A 20,558-nucleotide genomic window follows, 5' to 3' on the forward strand; every position below is an offset into this window, starting at 1 on the left:
GTCACTGAAAAGGCTCGGCAATAATATGATTTTTTTACTCATATTATTGCGACTGCGGTCGGGCTTGCAGTGCGAGCGAAAGGCCAGGCTCAAGCTTGCGGCCATGGATGGCCCTGACCTCCTGCGCCACCAATTCCTGCAATCGCCACAGATTGCGGTCGCGGATGCCGAATGCTTCGAGATGGCTGACCGTGTTGTAGAGATATTCGGCGCCGGATCCGATATGCCCGCAGGCTCTGGCCAGCACGCTCGCCACTCTGTCCAGCGGCTGGTTCAGCGACGTTCCCCTGCCCTTCACGCCGACCCAGAAGCCGAGCGCGCGCAGCTTACCCTGCGGCGTATGCACCGGCAGCCAGCGAACCGTCTCGATGCTTTCATGGTCGCTGATCTCGCGCCGCAACAGCCTTTCGATCTGCGCCGGCTTCTCACCCTCCGGCAAGCGATAGATCACGCCGTTGCAGCGCCCGCCCCGCTCGAGCGCCATCATCAACCCAGGCTGCTCGGCGCTGCCGCGCCAGCGCACCATGTCGAGGCAGAAGGAGCGGTGCCAGCCGAAGGCCGTGGCGAGCTGTTGCTCGACCGACTCGAATTCCGGCTTCCAGATCAGCGACCCATAGGCGAACACCCATAACGGTCCCTCATCGGCTTCATTGGACAGTCGCAAGGCGAGGGTTCGAAAGTCCTCGTCGTTCATGTCTGTCCAGCTCGGGTCCGGACCGGGATCGGCCTCTTCCCGATGGCACAGTGCGACAAGCTCGGGCGTGAGCGACATCAAGCGCATGGACGACAACCCCTCATGACCGCAGAGAAATCGAAAACCGCTGGATGCGCAATCAGGGAACGCTTGGCACACACACCCATTGTTGTCCGGGCGGTGTCGGATTTCCGTCGTGAGGATCGTCCTATGATGGACGACGATCGATCCATGAAAGGTGAGGAGACCGAAAATGCCAAAAACCCCGATGCCCTTCTTCTGGTACGAATTGATGACATCAGATCTCGACGCCGCCGAGGCGTTCTACACCCAAGTGGTCGGCTGGACGGCGCAGCCCTTCGATAAGGCACCCGGCATGCCGCGCTACATCGTCATGAATGTCGGCGAACGTGGCGTCGGCGGCCTGATGACCTTGCCCGAGGATGCCGCCAAGATGGGCATGCCGCCTGCCTGGCTCGGCTATATCCACACCAGGGATGTCGATGCCGCAACTGCATCGCTGGAGAAAGCCGGCGGCACCGTTCACCGCCAGCCCGACGACATTCCGGGCGTCGGCCGCTTTGCCGTCGTCGCCGACCCGCAAGGCGCGACCTTCATGTTCCTGCAGCCGAACGGTCCCGACCAGCCTGTCGTGCCGGCCAGCACGCCGGGCCACATCGGCTGGCACGAGCTTTACACGTCGGACTGGAAAGCCGCGTTCGATTTCTATTCCGACCAGTTCGGCTGGGTCGACGCCGGCGATTTCGACATGGGCCCGATGGGCACGTACCAGACTTTTACGGCCGGCCCCGAATCCGGCGGCGGCATCATGAACAAGCCCGCGCAGATCCCGGTGCCGGTCTGGCAATTCTACTTCAACGTTGCGGCCATCGACGCGGCGGCCAAACGGGTCACCGACAATGGCGGCAAGATCCTGATGGGGCCGATGGAGGTCCCCGGCGGCAGTTGGATCGTGCAGTGCCAGGACCCGCAAGGCGCGCACTTCGCCTTGATGGCGCCAGTCCGCTGACGGCGATCGAACACCGCTGACACAAAGTGCGGGCTTTCATCGGACCACCGATGAAGGCCTCTCCCCCTGCCTGGCGCCGCCTCATTCCGGCGCCAGCACCGCAACCTTCAACTCAGCTTTTTTCGCGCCGCTGAACTGGACGGTGGCCGGGCCGGGCGCAAGCTTGAAGCGCACGCTCTTGCGGATGCCAGGGCATGTTTTCACGCCACTGTAGCCCGCCGACTTGATGGCCTGGCCATCCTGGATGACATCGATCCAGGCCTCCCCCGAGAGACTTATCTGGATGGCTCCCTCGGATGGCACCTCCACGCTGGCGACGGCCCCGAAACTGTCTGATGCCGGCGCACGTTCGGGCGCTACCGCAAAACCGGCTTTCTCTACCGGCACCAGCGCCAGATCCGCAGCCGCACCAACCGCCAGTGCCGCTCCGGACGGCGTTGCCGGTGCCGCGGCAAACAGGGTCTGCTCCCGCGTCACGGGCCACTTGAAGGCCTCACAGCCGGCGTCCTCGGCCATGGCAAAGCTGGTGCCTGCAAGAATTGCGAAGAGGCTGCTGGCGACTTTTTTCATGGCAAAGGGAACCCACATTTCTAGAGTGGCCGCACTAATACAACCGCAACGATAGAAATGCAACCCTTGCGGGAAAAATATGAAGGGTCAAGCTGGGGACATTTTCGATCACCGATTGTTGACGCCAGGCCATGGGAAGTGAATGGTCCATTCCTGGGCGATAATCTATGGCCGGACGGATTGAAAATGGAGTCATTATGAAGCTTTTCGAAAGCCTCTCCAGATACCAGCCGCAGGCGCTCGGCGTGTTGCGCATCATGACCGCGCTGCAGTTCATCGAGCATGGCAGCCAGAAACTGTTCAACTTCCCCGTCAGCGTCGATCCCCACGCCCTTTCCGGGCTGACCACGACTGCCGCCATCCTCGAATTCGCCGGCGGCATCCTGCTCGCGCTGGGCCTGTTCACGCGACCGGTGGCATTCCTTCTGGCCGGCGAAATGGCGATCGCCTATTTCATGGCGCACATGCCGCGCGACTTCTTCCCGGTCAACAATGGCGGCGATTCGGCGATCTCGTTCTGCTTCATCTTCCTCTATCTGGTGTTTGCCGGCGCCGGCGCCTTCGCGCTGGACAGCCGCCGCAGCGCCTGACGCCAGAAAGAGGATGCGGGCCTGGTGCATGTTGCCCAAAAGTGCCCGGCGGTTTTGGGACAACGACATGCACAAAACAGGAATCTGAAGCGCATCGGCGAAGCCGAAGCGCTTCAAGCACGCATCCGTTCGAAATTGGCGTCGAACAGCGGCACCGCCTGAATGCGCGCCGCATGGCGCTTGCCCAGCAGCTCGATCTCGAAGCCGTCGCCCTCATCAGCGATCTCCTTCGGCACATAGCCGACGGCGACTGATTTCTTCGAATGATGCGCATAGCCGCCCGACGTCACCCAGCCGCGCACCGCACCATCGAACCAGATCGGCTCATCGCCAATGACATCGGCATCATCGGCATCGACGATAAAAGCGCGCAGGCGCAGTTTGCCGCCCTGCCTGCGCTCGGCCAGCGCCGCGGCCTTGCCTATGAAATCGGCGTCCTTGCCGTAAGCAACGAAGCGGTCGAGCCCCGCTTCCAGCGGCCCGTAGATCGGCCGGTACTCGCGCCCCCATGAGCCGTAATTCTTGTCCAGCCGCAGCGCATTGAGGGCGCGCGAGCCGAACAGGCCGATGCCGAATTCCCCGCCCGCCGCCATCAGCGCTTGATAGGCGGCGCGCTGGTATTCCGGCGCCACCCAGATCTCGTAGCCGAGATCGCCGGTATAGCTCACACGGCCGACCAGGCACGGCGCCATGCCGATATCCATCCGGCCAATGGCCATGAAGGAAAAGGCCGCATTGGAGACATCCGAGCGCGTCGCCTTTGCCAGCACATCCCGCGCCTTCGGGCCTGCGATCGACAGACCGGTGAGCTTCGCGCCCAGCGCCTCGATGCGGACCGATCCATCGTCAGGCAGGTGCTTCTCGAACCAGCGCATATGGTATTGCTCGGCGATGCCGGAGCCGGCGAGGAACCAGCCCTCGCTTCCGAGATTGGCGAGGGTGAAATCGCCGATCAGTCTGCCGTCTTCCTTCAGCATCGGCGCCAGCGTCATGCGGCCGGGCTTGGGCAGTTTGCAGGCAAGCATCCGGTCGAGCCAAGCGGCCGCTCCCTCACCCGTCACCTTGTATTTGGCGAAGCTCGAAATCTCCGACAGGCCGACACCGTCGCGAACTGTGGCGACCTCCTTGGCGACCTGCGTGAAATCGCTCGAGCGGCGCCAGGAGAATTCGTCCTTGACGCCTTCCGGCGCGTACCACAGCGGCACTTCCAGCCCATAGGCAACGCCCCATTGCGCACCCTTGGCCGACAGCAGGTCGTAGACCGGCGTCGTCTTCAGCGGCCGCCCGGCGGGCAGCTCCTCATTGGGGAAGCGGATCGAAAAGCGCCTGGAATAATTCTCGCGCACCTTGGCGTTGGTATAGGCCATCGTCGCCCAGTCGCCGTAGCGCGCGACATCCATCGCCCAGATGTCGGCGCCGGGATCGCCCTCGATCATCCAGTTCGACAAAGCGAGGCCGACGCCGCCGCCTTGCGAAAACCCGGCCATGACACCGCAGGCGACCCAGAAGCCCGGCAGCCCGCGCACCGGCCCGACCAATGGGTTGCCGTCGGGCGCGAAGGTGAAAGGCCCGTTGATGATCTGCTTGATGCCCGTGTTCTGGAAGGCCGGGAAATGGCGGAAGCCGACCTCAAGCGACGGCGCGATGCGGTCGATGTCGGGCGCCAGCAATTCATGGCCGAAATTCCATGGCGTCTGGTATTCGGACCATGGCTTGTTGGCCTTTTCGTAAGTGCCCATCAGCATGCCGCCGCGCTCCTGGCGCAGGTAAAGCTCGCCATCGAAGTCGACCGCGTGGATGATCTCGGTGCCGGTCTTGGCGTTCCAGGCGGCGACCTCCGGCATGTCCTCGGTGATCAGGTACATGTGCTCCATGGCCAGCACCGGCAGTTCGAGGCCGACCATGCGGCCGACCTCGCGCGCCCACAGGCCGCCGGCGTTGACGACATGCTCGGCCACCACCTCGCCCTTGTTGGTGATGACCCGCCACAGCCCGTCAGGGCGCCGCACGATGTCCTCGACCTTGGTGAAACGCTCCACTTCCGCCCCAAGTTTCCGCGCGGCCTTGGCATAGGCGTGGGTGACGCCGGAGGGATCGAGATGGCCGTCCTCTTTGTTCCTGACCGCGCCGACGAACTGCTTGGGATCGAGCAGCGGCATCAGTTCGGCCGCTTCGTTGGGCGAGATCTCCTCGAGCTCTATGCCGAGATAGCGGCCCTTGGCGACGACGCCGCGCAGCCAGTCGAGCCGCGCCTCGGTCGCTGCCAGAAGCACGCCACCGGTCAGATGCACGCCGGTCGCCTGGCCGGAAAGCTCCTCGATCTCCTTGTAGAGATTGATCGTGTATTTCTGCAGCTTGGCGACGTTGGGGTCGCCATTGATGGTGTGCATGCCCCCGGCCGCGTGCCAGGTCGAGCCTGAGGTCAGCTCGTCGCGCTCCAGCAGGACAACATCGGTCCAGCCGTGGCGGGCGAGATGGAACAACACGGAGCATCCGACGACGCCACCGCCAATGACCACGACCTTTGCATGCGATTTCATGGATTTTTTCTCTGATATCAGTGAGTTGAATGGGTGAATGGATTCAAGCTGGGGAACGATCACGGCTCGCCCTGCCCGATCGCTTCCTTGCGCCTGGCCATGTAAGCCTCTAGTGCCTCGCGCACGGCGATATCCATCACCGGCTCGACATAGTCCTCCAGCGCTTTCTTCCACAGCCGCGTTGCGCGTGCCGTGGCGTCGAGGCCGCCGGCTTCCTGCCAGGCTTCGTAATTCTGCCAGTTGGACAGCATCGGCTGGTAGAAGGCAGTGGCGTAGCGCTCCAGCGTGTGCGGCTCGCCGAAGAAATGCCCACCGGTTGGCACCGCACCCAAAGCCTCGACGGCGAGTTCCGCCTCATTGACTTCGATCGGGCGCAAGAACTCCATCATATGCTGGATCATCTCGACATCGATGATGAGTTTTTCGAACGACGCCGTCAGCCCGCCCTCCTGCCAGCCGGCGGCGTGGTAAACGAGATTGCCGTGGCCGAGCACCGCGCCCCACAGTGCCATCAGCGTCTCATAGGCGCCCTGCGCATCGGCGGCGTTGGAGGCCGAGCCCGGCGTCGTGCGGTAGGGCAGCCCGTAGCGCCGCGCCAGTTGCCCTGACGCAATGTTGGCCTTGGTGTTCTCAGGCGTGCCGAAGGCCGGCGCGCCCGACTTCATGTCGACATTTGAGGTGAAGGCGCCATACATGACCGGCGCGCCCGGACGGACAAGCTGCGTCAGCACGACGCCGAACAGCGCCTCGGCATTCTGCTGCGCCAGCGCCCCGGCCAGCGTCACCGGGCTCATCGCCCCCATCAGCGTGAACGGCGTCACCGCCACCGACTGGCCGAACTCGGCCATGGTCATCAGGCCTTCGGCCATCATCTCGTCGAAGCGGCGCGGCGAGTTGACCGAGATGATGGTGGTGATGCCGGGATCGTCGCGCATCTGGTCGAGCGTCAGCCCACGCGAAATCGCCATCATCTCGATGCCATCAAGCGCCCTGCCCCGGCCGATCGCCGAGACGTGGAAACTCTTGTCGGTCAGCGTCAGATTGGTGAAATAAGTGTCGAGATGGCGGGAGTTTGCCGGCAGCTCCACCGGCGCGCAGACTTGGTTGCCCAGCATGTGGATACAGTTGAAATGCTGCGCCAGCCGTGTGAGATCCGAATAGTCGCGCAAATTGCCGGCGCGGCGGCCGCGCTCCATGTCATGGACATTGGGCGGCCCGGCAACGAGGGTGAAATTAATGGTGTTGCCGCCCAGATGAACCGCGTTGGCCGGGTTGCGCGGCGTCAACACATAGCTGGGCTGCGTGGTCTTCAGCACGTCTTCGATCAGACCGCGATCGATGCGGACATTCGCTGAGGCATGGTCGACCCTGGCGCCGGCCTTCTCGAACAGCGACAACGCCCGCGGGCTCATCACCTCGATGCCGAAATTCTCCAATATGTGCATCGACGCCTGATGGATCTGCTCGATCTGATCGGGCGACAGCATGGCCATTGGCGGATAGGGATTGGTCACCCGCCTGAGCGGCAGTTGCGGAATGGCCGATGGCCCCCGATTGCTGGTGCGCTCGGCGCCGCGTTTGCGTCTTGGTTCGTTCATGCCTGGCATCAAAGCCCCGGCAAACCAGGCAAGCTGTCATAAATACGCCGTTTGCGGGCGTGATTTTAGCCACGGCGGCATTTCCGCAGTATCCATTTAGAGAACACGACGAAATATGTCGGATTGTTGATATGGGATTTCCCCGAGCGACCGCTCGGGCGAAGCGTTAATGGACGCTGCAAGATTCCCTTTATGATTTCGGCCTATTGCTCTGCCGATGCGTAGTTCGAGTTTTAGTAAAATTGGTGCGGTTTGCGTGCTGCTGGCGCTTTCGGCCTGCGCCACGCCGCCCAATCACATCAACAATGTCTGCGCCGTCTTCGACCAGAATGACGGCTGGTTCGACAACTGGCAGTCTGCCGCCGAGCGCACCCAACAGAAATATGGCATCCCCGTTCCCGTACTGATGGCGACGGTGCGCAAGGAATCGGGCTTCAAGAGCAATGCAAGGCCGCCGCGTACCAAGCTGCTCGGCTTCATTCCGTGGAAGCACGTCTCCACGGCCACCGGCTTTTCGCAGGCGCTGGACGGCACCTGGTCGCAATATCAGCGCGAGACCGGCAACTGGGCGGCGCGGCGGACGAAATTCGCCGATGCGGTCGATTTCGTCGGCTGGTATCATTCCAAGACATCTGACACCTACGGCGTCGCCCGCAACGACACCTACAATCTCTACCTTGCCTACTATCTCGGCTGGACCGCCTATGGCCGCGGCAACAGGGGCGATGCCGGTGTGCAGGGCTATGCCCGGGCCACCGACAAGATGGCGCGGGACTATGCCCAGCAGTTGAGCGAGTGCGGGAACTGATCTTGCCGCATCGTTGATCTCGATCTTCGGACGGTCAGCTCGGCCTTTTGCCACGCGGACGCTTTGGTGGCGTGCCAGCAAAACCGGGGCCATCGCCATGCGGCGCGTCGTCCGGCATACCTTCGTGCGCGGCGTGTTCCTTGTCGAACTTGATCACGGGCTCCATCTTGGCCAGCACGTCGTCGGAGAGCCAGCACAGGCTCATATGACCGTCGCCGAGATGCTTGACCGGCGGCACCTTGGTCTCGCAGAGATTGTCCGGCACCAGCTTCTTGTAGCCGCAACGGGTCTGGAACGGACAGCCGGATGGCGGGTTCATCGCCGACGGGATGTCGCCTTCCAGCACGATGTGCTTCTTCACGACACTCGTGTCGGCGATCGGAATCGCCGACAGCAGCGCCTCGGTATAGGGATGATAGGGTGGTGCGAAGATCTGGTCGGTCGTGCCTTGCTCGACGATGTAGCCGAGATACATGACGACGACGCGGTCGGCGATGTAGCGAACGACGGACAGATCGTGGCTGATAAACAGCATCGTCGTCTTGTTCTTGCGCTGGATGTCCATCAGCAGTTCGGTCACCGCCGCCTGCACCGACACGTCCAATGCCGAGACCGGCTCGTCGGCCACCACCACCTTGGCGTCACCGGCAAAGGCTCGCGCCACGCCGATGCGCTGCTTCTGGCCGCCCGAAAGCTGACGCGGCTTGCGGGTTTCGAATGCCCGCGGCAGCTTCACCAGGTCGAGCAGCTCCAGCATGCGCTTGCGGCGATCGGCAACCGTCTTGCCGACATTGAACTTCTCCAGCGTGCGGATGATCTGCGAACCGACCGAATGGCTGGGATTGAGCGTGTCGAACGGATTCTGGAACACCATCTGGATCGACGACACCGTGTCGACGCTCCGTTTGTCGATCCCCGTCGACTGGATTTCCGTGTTGCCCAGCGTCACCGTGCCGGCACTTGCCGTCTCCAGCCCGAGCAGCACCTTGGCCAGCGTCGACTTTCCGCAGCCGGATTCGCCGACGATGGCGACCGTCTCGGATTCGCGCGCCATGAACGAGATCGTCTCGTTGGCCTTGACGACGCGGCCCTCGCTCGAGCCGAACACCTCGCTGCCGCCGACCCTGTAATATTTTCTGAGGTCCTCGATCTTGAGCACCGGCGCGCCGGGCATGACGCGCTCATTGACCTTCTTGGCACCGGGTGGCAGCGCTTCCCAGTCGATCTCGTTGAAGCGCACGCAGCGCGAGAAATGGCCTTCGTGACCAGCGACCTCGATCATCGGGATTTCGGCGGCGTTGCAGACACCCTCGACGAAATGGTGGCAGCGCGGGCCGAAATTGCAGCCCTTGGGCCGCTCGTGCGGCAGCGGCAGCTGTCCGGGGATGGAGATCAGCGGCCGTGAGTTCTTGTCGGCGCCCGGCAGCGGGATCGAGCGGAACAGCCCTTGCGTATAGGGGTGGCGCATCCGGTCGAACACGTCCTTGATCTTGCCGGTCTCCACCGCTTCGCCCGAATACATCACCGTGATGCGATCGCAGGTTTCCAGGATCAGGCCGAGATTGTGCGACACGAAGATCATCGACGTGCCGAACTTTTCGCCCAGCCCCTTGACCAGATCGACGATGCCCGCCTCCACCGTCACGTCGAGCGCCGTCGTCGGCTCGTCGAGCAAAAGCAGCGCCGGCTTCGACAGCAGCGCCATGGCAATGACGATGCGCTGCTGCTGGCCGCCGGAGAGCTGGTGCGGATAGGAGCGCATCATACGCTCGGGATCGGGCAATTTGACCGAGCGCACCATATCGAGGGCGCGTTTATAGGCCTCTTCCTTCGACACCTTGTCGTGGATCAGCGGCACTTCCATCAGCTGCTGGCCGACCTTCATCGCCGGGTTCAGGCTCGCCATCGGCTCCTGGTAGATCATGGCGATCTTGTTGCCGCGGATGGAACGCAACTCCTCGTCGGAGAGTTCGCCCATGTCCTTGCCCTGGAACTTGATCTTGCCGCCGACGATCTTCCCGATGTTGGAGAGGTCGCGCATGATGCCGAGCGACACGGTCGACTTGCCGCAGCCGGATTCGCCGACGATGCCCATCGCCTCGCCCGGCATGACGGTGCAGGAAAAATCCATGACCGCCGGTATCTCGCCCTTGCGGGTGAAGAAGGAGATCGACAGGTTCTCGATCTCGATGATCGGCCCTTTGGTTGGCCCGGGGGTCGGCTTGGCGGGATTTCGAACTGCCTCGTTCATGGGTCGCTCCAATCCTGGTTCTTCCAGGCCTGTTTCTCTCAGGCCCATCGGGTCGAAACCCGCGACATCAGTCTTTCATCGATTGTTCGCGCAGCGAGTCGGCGAGCAGGTTCAAGCCCAGCACGAACGACATCAGTGCGATGGTCGGCGGCAGCGCCGGATGGATGAAGGAGCGCAGCAGGCGGCTGGCGTCCTTGATCGCGGTGCCCCAGTCCGGACTTTCCGGCGCCAGGCCAAGGCCGAAATAACCGAGTGTGCCGAGCAGGATCGTGGTGTAGCCGATGCGCAGGCAGGCATCGACGATCAATGGCCCGCGCGCATTGGGCAGGATCTCCCACAGCATGATGTACCAGGGCGATTCACCGCGCGTCTGCGCCGCCGCCACATAGTCGCGCGTCTTGATGTCCATCACCAGGCCACGCACGATGCGGAACACGCCGGGGCTGGAGGCGAACACCACCGCCACGAAGATGTTGAGCTGGTTTGGATCGATATGGACGATGTGCAGCGGGTCCTTATCGAACACAAGGCCGAGATAGATCCAGCCACCGAGGATCAGGGTGATGCCGAGCAGGATGTAGAGCCGGTCGGGCCGATTCTTGTAGCGGGTCCAGAACAGCACGCTGAAGAAGATGATCGGGAACAGGAAGAAGACGCCGGCCATGCCATAGGGGATCGGCGTGTCCATGATGCCCGGCGTCACCAAGAGGTAGAACAGCAGGATCACCGGGAAGGCGAGCACAAGGTTGGCCAGGAACGACAGCACGGTGTCGATCTTGCCGCCGTAATAGCCGGCGGGCAGGCCGAGCGTGATGCCGACCATCAGCGCGAAGCCGGTCGCGGCAGGCGCGATGATCAGCACGATCTGGCTGCCATAGACCATGCGCGAAAACACGTCGCGCGCCAGCTTGTCGCCGCCGAACAGATAGGTCAGCCCCGACTGCGGTTCGACGGCGCCCGGCAGCACGTCCTTCATGATCGGAATCTGGGCCAGCGGATCGAAGGGCGATATGGTCGCGGCGAAGATCGCCGTGAACAGCCAGAACAGGCAGATGCCGACGCCGACGATGCCGACACCGCTGTCGAACAGCTGGCCGTAGAGCGCCAGCTTCTTCTTGTAGGCGAAGCTCGCGCCCATGACGATGACGAGCGCGATCCAGACCGGCCAGAAGCGCGACAGCACTTCGAAAACGACGGTGAAGCCACTGATGTATTGAACCGGCATCGGCTTCGCTCCCTACTGAACTCTGATACGCGGATTGAGAAATGCGTAGCCGACATCGGAAATGAGCTGCGTGATCAAGACGATGAACACCGAGACCAGCGAGCAGCCGAGCAAAAGGTCGATATCGTTGTTGCCGGCCGCCTCGACCAGCGTGTAGCCGAAGCCCTGGTAGCGGAACATCACCTCGACGATGACGACGCCGGTGAGCAGCCAAGGGAACTGCAGCATGATGACGGTGAACGGTGCGATCAGCGCGTTGCGCAAGGCATGTTTGACCACCACGCTGCCGAAGGAGAGACCCTTCAACCGCGCGGTACGGATATATTGCTGCGTCATCACTTCGACCATCGAAGCTCGCGTCATGCGGGCGATATAGCCGATGCCGTAGATCGCCAGCGTCATCACCGGCAGTGTGAAATTGTAGAAGGTGATGCCCTGGCTGGCCGAAGCCGCCGAGCCGTTCAGCCAGCCTAGCCATGAGGCGAAGATGACGGTGAAGATGACGCCCGACACATATTCAGGCGTCGCCGTCGAGGCGATCGACGCCACGGACAGCACCCGGTCGGTTCGCGACCCCTCACGCATGCCGGCCAGAATGCCGATCAGCAGCGAGATCGGCACCATCACCGCCAGCACCCAGAACATCAGGATGCCGGTAGCGCCGAGTGCCGGAAACAGTTTTGAGGCGACGGTCGCCTTGAACTTGGTCGAGCAGCCGAAATCGCCCTGGAAAACGCCGGCAAAGGTCGGCACGAGCGGATCGTTGCAGAAGGAGAAACGCTGCGCCGGCTTACCGGTCGCCGGGTCGGTTACCGGCTGCTTGGGCAAGACGCCAAGCCACTGGCCGTAGCGGACGAAGAAGTTCTGCCGGTAGCCATGGTTGACCAGCCAGTTCTCGAGCTGCTCGGCCGACGTATGCATTTCGGTCTGGCTGATCGCCAGCTTCTTCAGATTGGGTTCGAGGTTGATCAGGAAGAAGACGACCATGGTCAGGCACAGCATCGTCAATGCCATGGTGCCAAGACGCCTGATAACGAAGGAAAGCATGGCGGCCCCCTGCCGATGGGTTGGGGTTTGAGCCGGCTATGAAAGCCAACCCTGCCGTGACCGGCGGGGCTGGCTGTCAAACAGGCCTTCGGATGCGATCAACCCTGTTTTTGTTGCATGGCCTTGCCCGCGAGTCCGCAACTTTTTTGAGAATGTGCGGACCAGCAGGGACGGACAATGCAAAGAGCGAGGGAAGGGAGCGAGCCCCTTCCCTCCATGTCGATGCGATATCAAGCCTGGTCGAGCCAGACCTTGCCGTAGTCGCGCTCGAAGGTCGGGTGCATCTTGTAGTTCTGCACCGCCTTCACCGAGTGGCTGTAGAGCTTGCGCCAGTACGGCTGGATCATGATGCCGGAATCCTGCAGGATCTGCTCGATGTCCTTCATCATGTCCTTGCGCTTGGCGGCGTCGGCAACGGCGAGCGCCGCATTGAGCTTGGCGTCCCAGTCCGGATTCGACCAGCCGGCCTCGTTCCAGGCCTCGCCGGTGCGATAGGCGATGGCCAGAACCTGGACGCCGAGCGGACGCATGTTCCAGTTGGTCATCGACAGCGGATACTTCGTCCAGTCGTTCCAGAACGTCGAACCCGGCAAAACGGTGCGCTTCACCTTGATGCCGGCGTCGCGCAGCTGGGCGGCGATCGCATCGCCGGTGTTCTTGTGCCAGTCTTCGTCGACGGTGATCAGCTCGTGTTCGAAGTCGGCTTGGCCGGCTTCCGCCATCAGCGCCTTCGCCTTGGCCGGATCACGGGCAACCTTGGGCAGCTCGTAATATTCCGGATGGATCGAGCAGACATGGTGGTTTTCGGCGACCGAGCCGGCATTGCCGTAGCCGAGCTGCAAGACGACATTGTTGTCGACCGCAAGCTGCAGCGCGTTGCGCACCTTCTGGTCGCCATAGGGCTTGTTGTTGACGTTGGTGCGGCAGACGATGGTCGACGCGGTGACGATTTCCGACTTCACCAGGTCCATGCCGTCGAGGATCGACACATAGTCGGCCGAAGTCTCGAAATTGGTGTGCACTTCGCCGGCCTCGAAAGCGCTGACCATGGCTGCCGGATCGGTGCCGTAGTCGATGAATTCCAGGCCATCGAGGAACACTTCGCCGTCCCACCACTTGTCATCGGTGCGGCGCTTGTAGACCACCTTCTGACCGACATCGTAGGAGACGAGTTCGAACGGACCGGTGCCGATCGGGCAGGCCTTGAAGTCGCCGCCCTTCTCATCGAAGGTCTTGTGGACGATCAGCCCGGGATAGTCGCACATGTTCGGAATCAGCGCGATGTCCGGCTTGCTGAGCTTAAGCACGACCGTGTGGTCGTCCGGCTTGGTCACGGCGCTTTCGTCGAGCTTGTCGTCCTTGACCAGCGAGCCGAGACGGCCGGGCATGGAATTGCCTTCGGCTTTCTTGTCAGCCCAGCGCTTCAGGTTGAAGATGACGTCATCGGCGGTGAAGGCATCGCCATTCGACCAGGTGACGCCCTTGCGCACATGCAGCGTATACTGCGTGGCGTCGTCGTTGACGTCCCAGCTTTCCAGCAGATAGGGGCGAAACGTGTATTCGGAGGTGTACTTGACCAGCGGCTCCAGCGCCTGGCGCTCTGCATTGGCGATTTCCGACCAGTCGGCCTTGCGCGGGTCCTTGGGATCTTTGATCCACTGGGCGATCTTCAGCGTGCCGCCCTTCTTGCCCTTTACCTCTTCGGCCTTCGCCGGCGTCGGATCGGCGAGGCCGAGCAAGCCGTAAGCCATTGCCGTCGATGCGCCGAAGACGCTGGCCATGGCCAGGAATTCGCGGCGGTCCACCTTGCCTGCCTTGGCTTCTTCGGCCATGGCCAGGATGTGATCCGGAACGCGATCGCCATTACTCTTATAAATTGTCATGACTTAACTCCCATTGTTGGCTTTCCGCCTTTTAACATTCCGCATCCAGGCCATGATGTCAAAGACGGCGTGGATTGAGAACATGTTAGGGAATGTGCAACTTTGAAAGGGGAGCGGTTCGCGTGATAACGACAGTCTTGGCGCAAATTTGCTACTGTCCGACGGATTCTTCTGGAATCGCGATAGTCGATTAAACTGAGACATTTACTCTGGCCCGCACAGCACCAGAATCGATCCACCATGAGGCCAAAAGCCCCGCCGGACTGTCAGTATTCCTTCTCGTAGAAGATGCCGCCCTTGGCTTCGCCGGCATCGTTGGCCTCGCCGCGCAGCTTGACGCCGCGCCCGACATTGAGGTCGATCGTCGCCTTGCCCGAGCCAGGCTTGTCGCCCTTCTGGATGGTGACATAGGTGCGGTCGTTGAGGTATTTGCCGGCCGAAACCGCCGTGCCGCCCTGGTCGTCGGTGGTGACGTCGAGATCGTCGACGCCAATGGCGCTGCGCAGGTTTTCCAGCAGCGACGTCGAGCCGCCGACGCCGGCCAGCTGCCCCGCCGCTTCGGCGAGCTGGGCGATCTGCAGCGGCGACAGGTTCGACATCGAGCGGCCGAAGATCAATTGCGCCAGCACCTCATCCTCGGGCAGCGCCGGCACCGAGGAGAAGGTGAACTTCGGATTGGTCGCTTCGCCCGACACCACGATGGTGACGGTGGCGCTGGTCGTCGTCGTGGTCGCCGTCAAATTGAGATAGGGCACCAGCGAGCCGGAAAACCCGACCGTGCCTTCGGTGAAGGTCAGCCGCTTGCCGAGGATCGACAGTCGTCCGCGCTGCAAGGTGAAGGTGCCGACCGCTTGCGGCGACGAGGCCGGGCCGGTCAGCTTCAGCGAGCCGCCAAGTTCGGCATCAACGCCCCTGCCCTGGATGAAGATCTGATTCGGCGCGTTGACCGTGACATCGAGCGCAAGGCCGCTACCGCCGCCCTTGCCGCTGGTCGTCGGCGGCCGCAGCGCCTTGTCCTGCGCCTTGACCGCGCCCGGCGCGTTCTTGTGCTTGACGTCGAGCGCCGCCAGCGAGCCCGGCAATTTGTCGGGAACGGTGATCACCGTCTTGGCGAGATTGACGGTGCCGGCGATGACCGGTGCGGAGGTCAGCGGTCCCTTGATCGTCAGGTCGCCGCCGAGATTGGCGGTCACCACCCTGCCGTCCGTATAGCGGCCGTCGACCAGCTTGATCGACAGGTCGGCCGGGAAACCCTGCGCCGGGTTGATGCCGACCGTGCCGCTGGCCGACAGGCTGCCGCGCGTCGACAGCGTTCCGGTCAGCCGGTTGATCCTGGCGACGCCGCCGGCAATCGAGACATCGGCGGCGAGATCGTTGACGGCGAGGCCGGAGCGCGCATCGACAAGGCGCGCACCCGAGGTGCTGATGCTGCCGCCGATGACGGGCGATGTCGCGGGACCGCGCACCTGCACGTTGACATTGGCGGTTCCAGACAGTGACAGGCCCTGCGCGGCAAGCTTCTGGCTGAGCAGGCCGAACGGCACGACGCCATTGAAGTCGAGCACCAGTGACGGCGTGCCGGCCGTCGTCACTGTGCCGCCGCCCTTGAGGCCAAGGCCGGCGCCATCGCCGACATTGGCATTGAAGGTCAGCTTGTTGCCGCCGAAGGTGCCCGACGAGGAGACACTCACCGCACCGACACCGGCACCGCGCGTCTGCGAGGTCTGCACGCCGGCCGCGTCGAGGTTGAAGGCAATGGCGGGGTTCGCCGGCGCACCCGTCACCTTGACCGTGCCTGAGATCGAACCGGCGGCGTCGAGCCCCGGCGAGAAACTGTTGGCGAGCGACATCGGCACCCGCGCCAGCGTCGCATTGATGTCGAGCGCCGTGCCGACCTTGCCGGTCACCGTCGCCGTACCACCGCCAAGGTTGAGCACGAGCCGGTCCAGCGTCGTCGTGCCGTTGACGATGCTGACGGTCGAGGCCTGGGCAATGGCCGCCTTGATGCCTTGTACGGTCGCCTGGCCGGAGGCAAGCTCGATGGTCGTCGTGCCGTTGGCCACTTTCACCCGGCCGGCGGCCTGTGCCGGAATGCCCTTGACGGTTGCGCCGCCGGAGAAGCCGGTCCAGTCGCCGTCGCGCTTCAAGTCGACATCGATGCCGCTGATCACGGTGCCGCCCGACGTGACGGTGTCGGCGCGGATCTTTCCGGAGATCACGGGCGCCGCCAGATAGTTGGCGACCAGCGCATCGATCGAGACGGCTTTCGCCTGCAGGTCGCCGCGCGTAATCGATGCTGTCGCCGCCTTGATTGCGACCTGTGGCGCATTGCCGTTCTTCGAAAAGGCGATCGTGCCGCGCACATCGCCTTCGGCCTTCTCCAGGGCAAGTGCTGCCAGCGGGCCGATATCGGGCAGGTCGAGCGCGATGGTGCCGACCGGCACGAACTTCTCGTCCAGCGCCAGATCGCCGGAAATCCTGTTCTTGCCGAGCGACAGCAGCAGGCCATTGATGGCGCTCTTGCCGTCCGCCGTCGCCAGCACCGCACTGCCTTGCAGCGCCTGGCCGGCGACATTGCCGGTCAGCTGCACATTCGCCGCCGGATTGGCGGCATCGGCCTTGCCGGTGGCGGTCAGCTTCAGCCCGGTGATCTCGCGCGCCGCCACGAGAAGGCGGTCGCTGTCGATGGTCAACGACAGGTCCGGCGCCGCGGCCGGGCCCTGCGCGTTCAACGCAAAAGCGATGGCGCCCTTGGCGTCTTTCGACAGCAGCGAGATGTCGCTCAGCGCACCCTTGATGTCGGCGGCTACCTTGTTGTCGGCAAGGCTGGCTCGCCCGTCTGCGGTCAGCGCGCCTGAGGTCAGCTTCAATCCGCCTATAGCGATACTGCCGTTGGGGTCGCGCTTCAGCGTGGCGCTGATCTCAGCGCGTTCGCCAAGCATGCCGCGTGCCGCCGCCGGCAAGGCCGACGATGGGGCATCCGCCTTCAGATTGAGGTCGATGGCACCGTCACGCAGCGATACCTGGCCGGCAACCTGGCTGTTCAGCGCATCGCTCTTGAGCGAGCCGCTGTCTATGGCAACCGCATCGGCTGTCAGGCGACCGCTGAGCGCCGCCGTGACCTTGCCGGCGATCAGCGGCGCAATCACCGGATTGTCGAGACCGACCTTGTCCACCGACACTGTGCCGGAAACCGGCCCTGCACGGTTCTTGAGATCGAACGCATCCGAGTGCAACGCCAGAGCAAGCCCGCCCACCCTCGCTGGACTGGTGTCGATCGAGGGCAGGATCGCAGAGACATCCAGGCGGGCCCGCGTGCTCTCGCCCGCCACCTTTGCCGACAAGGACCGGATCTCGATCTTGACCGGGCTCTCGGCGCTGCCGACAGTCAGGGGCAGACTGGGGCCGGATGAGATGAGATCGAGCGCAAAATCGCTGGCGCCGTTCGGATTGAGGGTGCCGGTCGCCTTGCCGGAAATCTTGTCGCCGGTCAGCGTCGCCTGATCGAGCATCACGCCGCCGGCCAAGGTGTAGCTGCCGGCCGCGTCGACGGCGAGCGGCCCGAGCCCGGCCTGCCGGGTCTGGCTGGTTTCGATACCGGCCAGTTGCGCATTGAAGCGGACATCGGGAGCGGCCGGCGGCCCGGTCACTCCAGCCGTGCCGCTGAGCGTGCCGACAGCGTCGAGGCCGGGCGAAAATTCATTGGCGAGCGCCGCGGGCAGTGCCGAAAATTGCGCCGCGAGGTCGAGCGTCTGACCGGCAGTGCCCGACAGCGTCACCGAACCGCCGCCGACATCGAGCGCCAGTTTCTCGATGCTGGCCGTGCCGTTGGCGATGCTCAGTGTCGACGCCTGAGCGATTGCGGCCTTGATGCCGCGAACCGTCGCCTCGCCCGAGGCAATCTCGACGCTCGTCTTGCCGTCGGCGATCTTCACCCGGCCGGCAGCGGTCGCCGGAACGCCCGCTATGGTGGCGCCGCCGGTGAAATTGGTCCAATCGCCGTCGCGCTTCAGGTCGACGCCGATGCCGCTGATTTCGGTGGTTCCGGACGTGACGCTGTCAGCCTTTATCGAACCGGCGATCGCCGGCGCCTTGAGATAATTGGCGATCAGCGCATTGACGGTGATGGCCTTGGCCGTCACGTCGCCACGCGCGATCGAAGTGCTCTTCGCATCGATCGTGACGGAGGGCGCGTCGCCCTCCTTGGCAAAGCCGATGGTGCCGTCGATGTCGCCCGTCACCGCCTGGCCGGCCAGTGCGGCCAACTGGTCGATAGCGGGCGCGTCGAGCGTCAGCGTGCCGAGCGGCATGTACGTGTCGTCCAGCGCGAGATCGCCCGAGACCTTGTTGTCGCCCAGCGAGACCAGGAATCCGTTGATCGAACGCTTGCCCTCGCTTGTCACCAGTGCTGCCTTGATATCGAGCGGCTGGTCGTTGACGGAGCCGGTCAGCGATACGTTGGCGGCGGGACTGGTGATATCGGCCTTGCCGCTCGCCGTCAGCTTGATGCTCTTCACCGTGCGGCCCGATGCCGTCAGGCTGTCGCTGTCGGCGGTAACGGTGAAATCCGGCGCCGTCATCGCGCCGCTTGCCGACAGCGCGAAATCGACGCCACCGGCAACCGGCACGCCGACTGTCGGCGACAGCACGGAAACGTCGCCCAATTTGCCCTTGATGTCGGCCTGGATGTCGGTGCCCTGCATGCTGGCCGTGCCGGCGGCGCTGAGCGTGCCGGACGTGAATTCGATCGAGTTGGCGGCGAAGGATCCCTGCGGATCGCGGGCCGCGGTGGCCGAGAATTTTACCCGGGCGCCAAGCACCGAGGCGATCTGCGGCGGAAAGGCCGTCGCCACGGCATCCGCGTTCATCTTCAGCTGCATCGACAGGTCGGCAAGCGCCACCGTCGCCGTCAGAGAGGCGTTGAGCGCGTCGGAGCGCAGCGTGCCCTGGTCGATGGCAATGGCATCCTTGCTGACCGACCCGGCCAGATCGACATCGATCTTGCCGGTGATCAGCGGCGCCAGCGTCGCCACGTCGGTGTTGAGGCCACCTGCCTGCAGCTTGACGGTGACCGGCCCGGCGCGGTTCTGGATGTCAAAGCCGTCGGAATGGATCTGCGCCGCCAGATCATCCAGCCGCGTGCCGCCGGCGACGATGGAGACGAAGGAGGCGCCGATGTCGATGATCGGTGCCTTGCCGTCGCCGAAGGCGCGGGCGGTGGCATTGCTGATCGCCAGCGTGATCGGTTGCGCCTTGCTGCCGACGCTGATCACAACGGGCGGACCCTTGGCGGCGAGTTCGATCGAGAGGTCGCTGGCGCCGGCAGGATCGACAATGCCGGTCGCGGTGCCGTGCACCGCATCGCTGTCGATGTTGGCGCGGTCGACACTGACGCCACCGGCCGATGTGGCGGTGCCGGCGACATCGAAGCTGGTCTTGCCGGCAAACAGCGGCTTGAGATTCTCAGGCAGGAAGCGAGCGAAATCGCCGTCGCCCTTGGCCTCAACATGATTACCCTTGTCGGTCAGTTGGTGCCGGCCTGTCAGCTGGGTGACGATCTTGCCGTCGACCGAGAACGTGCCGATGCCGTTCCAATTGGCGAGCGGCCCGGTGCCCGAGACAATTATGTCGACCGGCGGCGTATCGGGCAGCTTGAGCAGATTGGCGATGATGCCGCCTGCCGGCTCCGAGGCCTTGAGGTCAAGATCGAGCCTGTTGTCCGCCGGCGCAAAGTGGATCTTGGCATCGACATTGCCTTGCTTGCCGTCATGGCGGGTGACGTTGAGCACCGTCTCGACCGCCAGCGGCGCGGCGTCGGCCTTGAGCATGCCCCTGGCGGCAAGTTCGGCGATGCCGCTGCCGGCCAGTTGCTGGCCAAGCGCGATCTCGGGCAGGTCGATCTGCTTGATGTCGATGGAAACCGGCAGCGTCGTCGTGCCGCCGCTCGGCGCCGGCTGGGTGCTGGCCACCGGCAACCGGGCGAGTTCTATGCGCTCGGCAGCGATACGGTCGGCGCTGAAGTTTTTCGACAGCAGCGCCAGCGGCGACCAGTCGACGGCCACCTTGCGCGCCACCAGCCAGGCACCCTCGCGATCCTCCAGCACGACATGGTCGACGCTGAGGGCTCCCGACCAGATGCCGTCTATGCCGCTGACCGTGATCTTGCGGTCGTCGGTCGATGCCAGCCGCGAAATGATGCCGGCGAGATTGTCGCGGCCGCGCTCGGTCTTGGTTAGCACCACCAGCGCGCCGATCGCTCCCGCAATCACGATCAGCAGGGTGTAGAGAACAATGCGGAGGATGCGCCAGACTGTTTTCATCG

The 20,558-nt window shown here is 63.5% G+C and carries 12 protein-coding genes; 3 read left to right on the top strand and 9 right to left on the bottom strand.

Annotated elements, in window-relative coordinates:
* Positions 1-43: 43 nt before the first annotated feature.
* Positions 44-781 (bottom strand): gamma-glutamylcyclotransferase, encoded by a 738-nt coding sequence (locus LB519_RS29225; RefSeq protein ID WP_024501513.1) that lies wholly within the window; start codon positions 779-781, stop codon positions 44-46.
* A 166-nt stretch (positions 782-947) separates the two neighbouring features.
* Here LB519_RS29225 and LB519_RS29230 point away from each other — a divergent pair, with 166 nt between their 5' ends.
* On the top strand, positions 948-1,724 hold the full coding sequence (locus tag LB519_RS29230) for a VOC family protein (protein WP_013530891.1): 777 nt from the start codon (positions 948-950) through the stop codon (positions 1,722-1,724).
* A gap of 81 nt (positions 1,725-1,805) precedes the next feature.
* Here LB519_RS29230 and LB519_RS29235 read toward each other — a convergent pair whose 3' ends face one another.
* The gene (locus LB519_RS29235; protein ID WP_224621774.1) at positions 1,806-2,294 is read right to left on the bottom strand and encodes a hypothetical protein; all 489 of its coding nucleotides are present in this window, start codon (positions 2,292-2,294) and stop codon (positions 1,806-1,808) included.
* Between the two features lie 197 nt (positions 2,295-2,491).
* Between LB519_RS29235 and LB519_RS29240 the strand changes: the two genes are divergently transcribed.
* Complete coding sequence (locus LB519_RS29240) at positions 2,492-2,884, top strand: DoxX family protein (protein ID WP_013530889.1); 393 nt, start codon at positions 2,492-2,494, stop codon at positions 2,882-2,884.
* Positions 2,885-2,997: 113 nt separating this feature from the next.
* Here LB519_RS29240 and LB519_RS29245 read toward each other — a convergent pair whose 3' ends face one another.
* Both LB519_RS29245 and LB519_RS29250 read right to left on the bottom strand, forming a co-directional pair.
* Positions 2,998-5,424: an FAD-dependent oxidoreductase gene (locus tag LB519_RS29245; RefSeq protein ID WP_224621775.1), complete on the bottom strand. Its 2,427-nt coding sequence runs from the start codon at positions 5,422-5,424 to the stop codon at positions 2,998-3,000.
* 59 nt (positions 5,425-5,483) lie between these two features.
* Positions 5,484-7,022, bottom strand: coding sequence for a trimethylamine methyltransferase family protein (locus LB519_RS29250; RefSeq protein WP_024501515.1), 1,539 nt, complete (start codon positions 7,020-7,022; stop codon positions 5,484-5,486).
* Between the two features lie 217 nt (positions 7,023-7,239).
* Between LB519_RS29250 and LB519_RS29255 the strand changes: the two genes are divergently transcribed.
* The gene (locus LB519_RS29255; protein ID WP_013530886.1) at positions 7,240-7,830 is read left to right on the top strand and encodes a transglycosylase SLT domain-containing protein; all 591 of its coding nucleotides are present in this window, start codon (positions 7,240-7,242) and stop codon (positions 7,828-7,830) included.
* Between the two features lie 34 nt (positions 7,831-7,864).
* On the opposite strand, the gene LB519_RS29260 is transcribed toward LB519_RS29255, so the two are convergent.
* From LB519_RS29260 to LB519_RS29280, 5 genes are all read right to left on the bottom strand, one after another.
* Positions 7,865-10,081 carry an ABC transporter ATP-binding protein gene (locus tag LB519_RS29260; RefSeq protein ID WP_063168510.1) on the bottom strand — a complete coding sequence of 739 codons (2,217 nt, stop codon included), beginning with the start codon at positions 10,079-10,081 and terminating at the stop codon, positions 7,865-7,867.
* A gap of 67 nt (positions 10,082-10,148) precedes the next feature.
* The gene (locus LB519_RS29265; protein ID WP_013530884.1) at positions 10,149-11,306 is read right to left on the bottom strand and encodes an ABC transporter permease; all 1,158 of its coding nucleotides are present in this window, start codon (positions 11,304-11,306) and stop codon (positions 10,149-10,151) included.
* Positions 11,307-11,318: 12 nt separating this feature from the next.
* On the bottom strand, positions 11,319-12,353 hold the full coding sequence (locus LB519_RS29270; protein WP_224621776.1) for an ABC transporter permease: 1,035 nt from the start codon (positions 12,351-12,353) through the stop codon (positions 11,319-11,321).
* A gap of 230 nt (positions 12,354-12,583) precedes the next feature.
* Positions 12,584-14,236 carry an ABC transporter substrate-binding protein gene (locus LB519_RS29275; RefSeq protein WP_013530882.1) on the bottom strand — a complete coding sequence of 551 codons (1,653 nt, stop codon included), beginning with the start codon at positions 14,234-14,236 and terminating at the stop codon, positions 12,584-12,586.
* Between the two features lie 266 nt (positions 14,237-14,502).
* Complete coding sequence (locus LB519_RS29280; RefSeq protein ID WP_224621777.1) at positions 14,503-20,556, bottom strand: translocation/assembly module TamB domain-containing protein; 6,054 nt, start codon at positions 20,554-20,556, stop codon at positions 14,503-14,505.
* Positions 20,557-20,558 lie beyond the last annotated feature (2 nt).

The organism is Mesorhizobium sp. AD1-1, assembly GCF_020164655.1.
In the GTDB taxonomy this organism is placed as follows: Bacteria; Pseudomonadota; Alphaproteobacteria; order Rhizobiales; family Rhizobiaceae; genus Mesorhizobium; species Mesorhizobium ciceri.

Coding starts and splice junctions, on each gene's coding strand:
- LB519_RS29225 (WP_024501513.1), bottom strand. CDS start 781: ATGCGCTTGATGTCGCTCACGCCCGAGCTTGTCGCACTGTGCCATCGG.
- LB519_RS29230 (WP_013530891.1), top strand. CDS start 948: ATGCCAAAAACCCCGATGCCCTTCTTCTGGTACGAATTGATGACATCA.
- LB519_RS29235 (WP_224621774.1), bottom strand. CDS start 2,294: ATGAAAAAAGTCGCCAGCAGCCTCTTCGCAATTCTTGCAGGCACCAGC.
- LB519_RS29240 (WP_013530889.1), top strand. CDS start 2,492: ATGAAGCTTTTCGAAAGCCTCTCCAGATACCAGCCGCAGGCGCTCGGC.
- LB519_RS29245 (WP_224621775.1), bottom strand. CDS start 5,424: ATGAAATCGCATGCAAAGGTCGTGGTCATTGGCGGTGGCGTCGTCGGA.
- LB519_RS29250 (WP_024501515.1), bottom strand. CDS start 7,022: ATGAACGAACCAAGACGCAAACGCGGCGCCGAGCGCACCAGCAATCGG.
- LB519_RS29255 (WP_013530886.1), top strand. CDS start 7,240: ATGCGTAGTTCGAGTTTTAGTAAAATTGGTGCGGTTTGCGTGCTGCTG.
- LB519_RS29260 (WP_063168510.1), bottom strand. CDS start 10,081: ATGAACGAGGCAGTTCGAAATCCCGCCAAGCCGACCCCCGGGCCAACC.
- LB519_RS29265 (WP_013530884.1), bottom strand. CDS start 11,306: ATGCCGGTTCAATACATCAGTGGCTTCACCGTCGTTTTCGAAGTGCTG.
- LB519_RS29270 (WP_224621776.1), bottom strand. CDS start 12,353: ATGCTTTCCTTCGTTATCAGGCGTCTTGGCACCATGGCATTGACGATG.
- LB519_RS29275 (WP_013530882.1), bottom strand. CDS start 14,236: ATGACAATTTATAAGAGTAATGGCGATCGCGTTCCGGATCACATCCTG.
- LB519_RS29280 (WP_224621777.1), bottom strand. CDS start 20,556: ATGAAAACAGTCTGGCGCATCCTCCGCATTGTTCTCTACACCCTGCTG.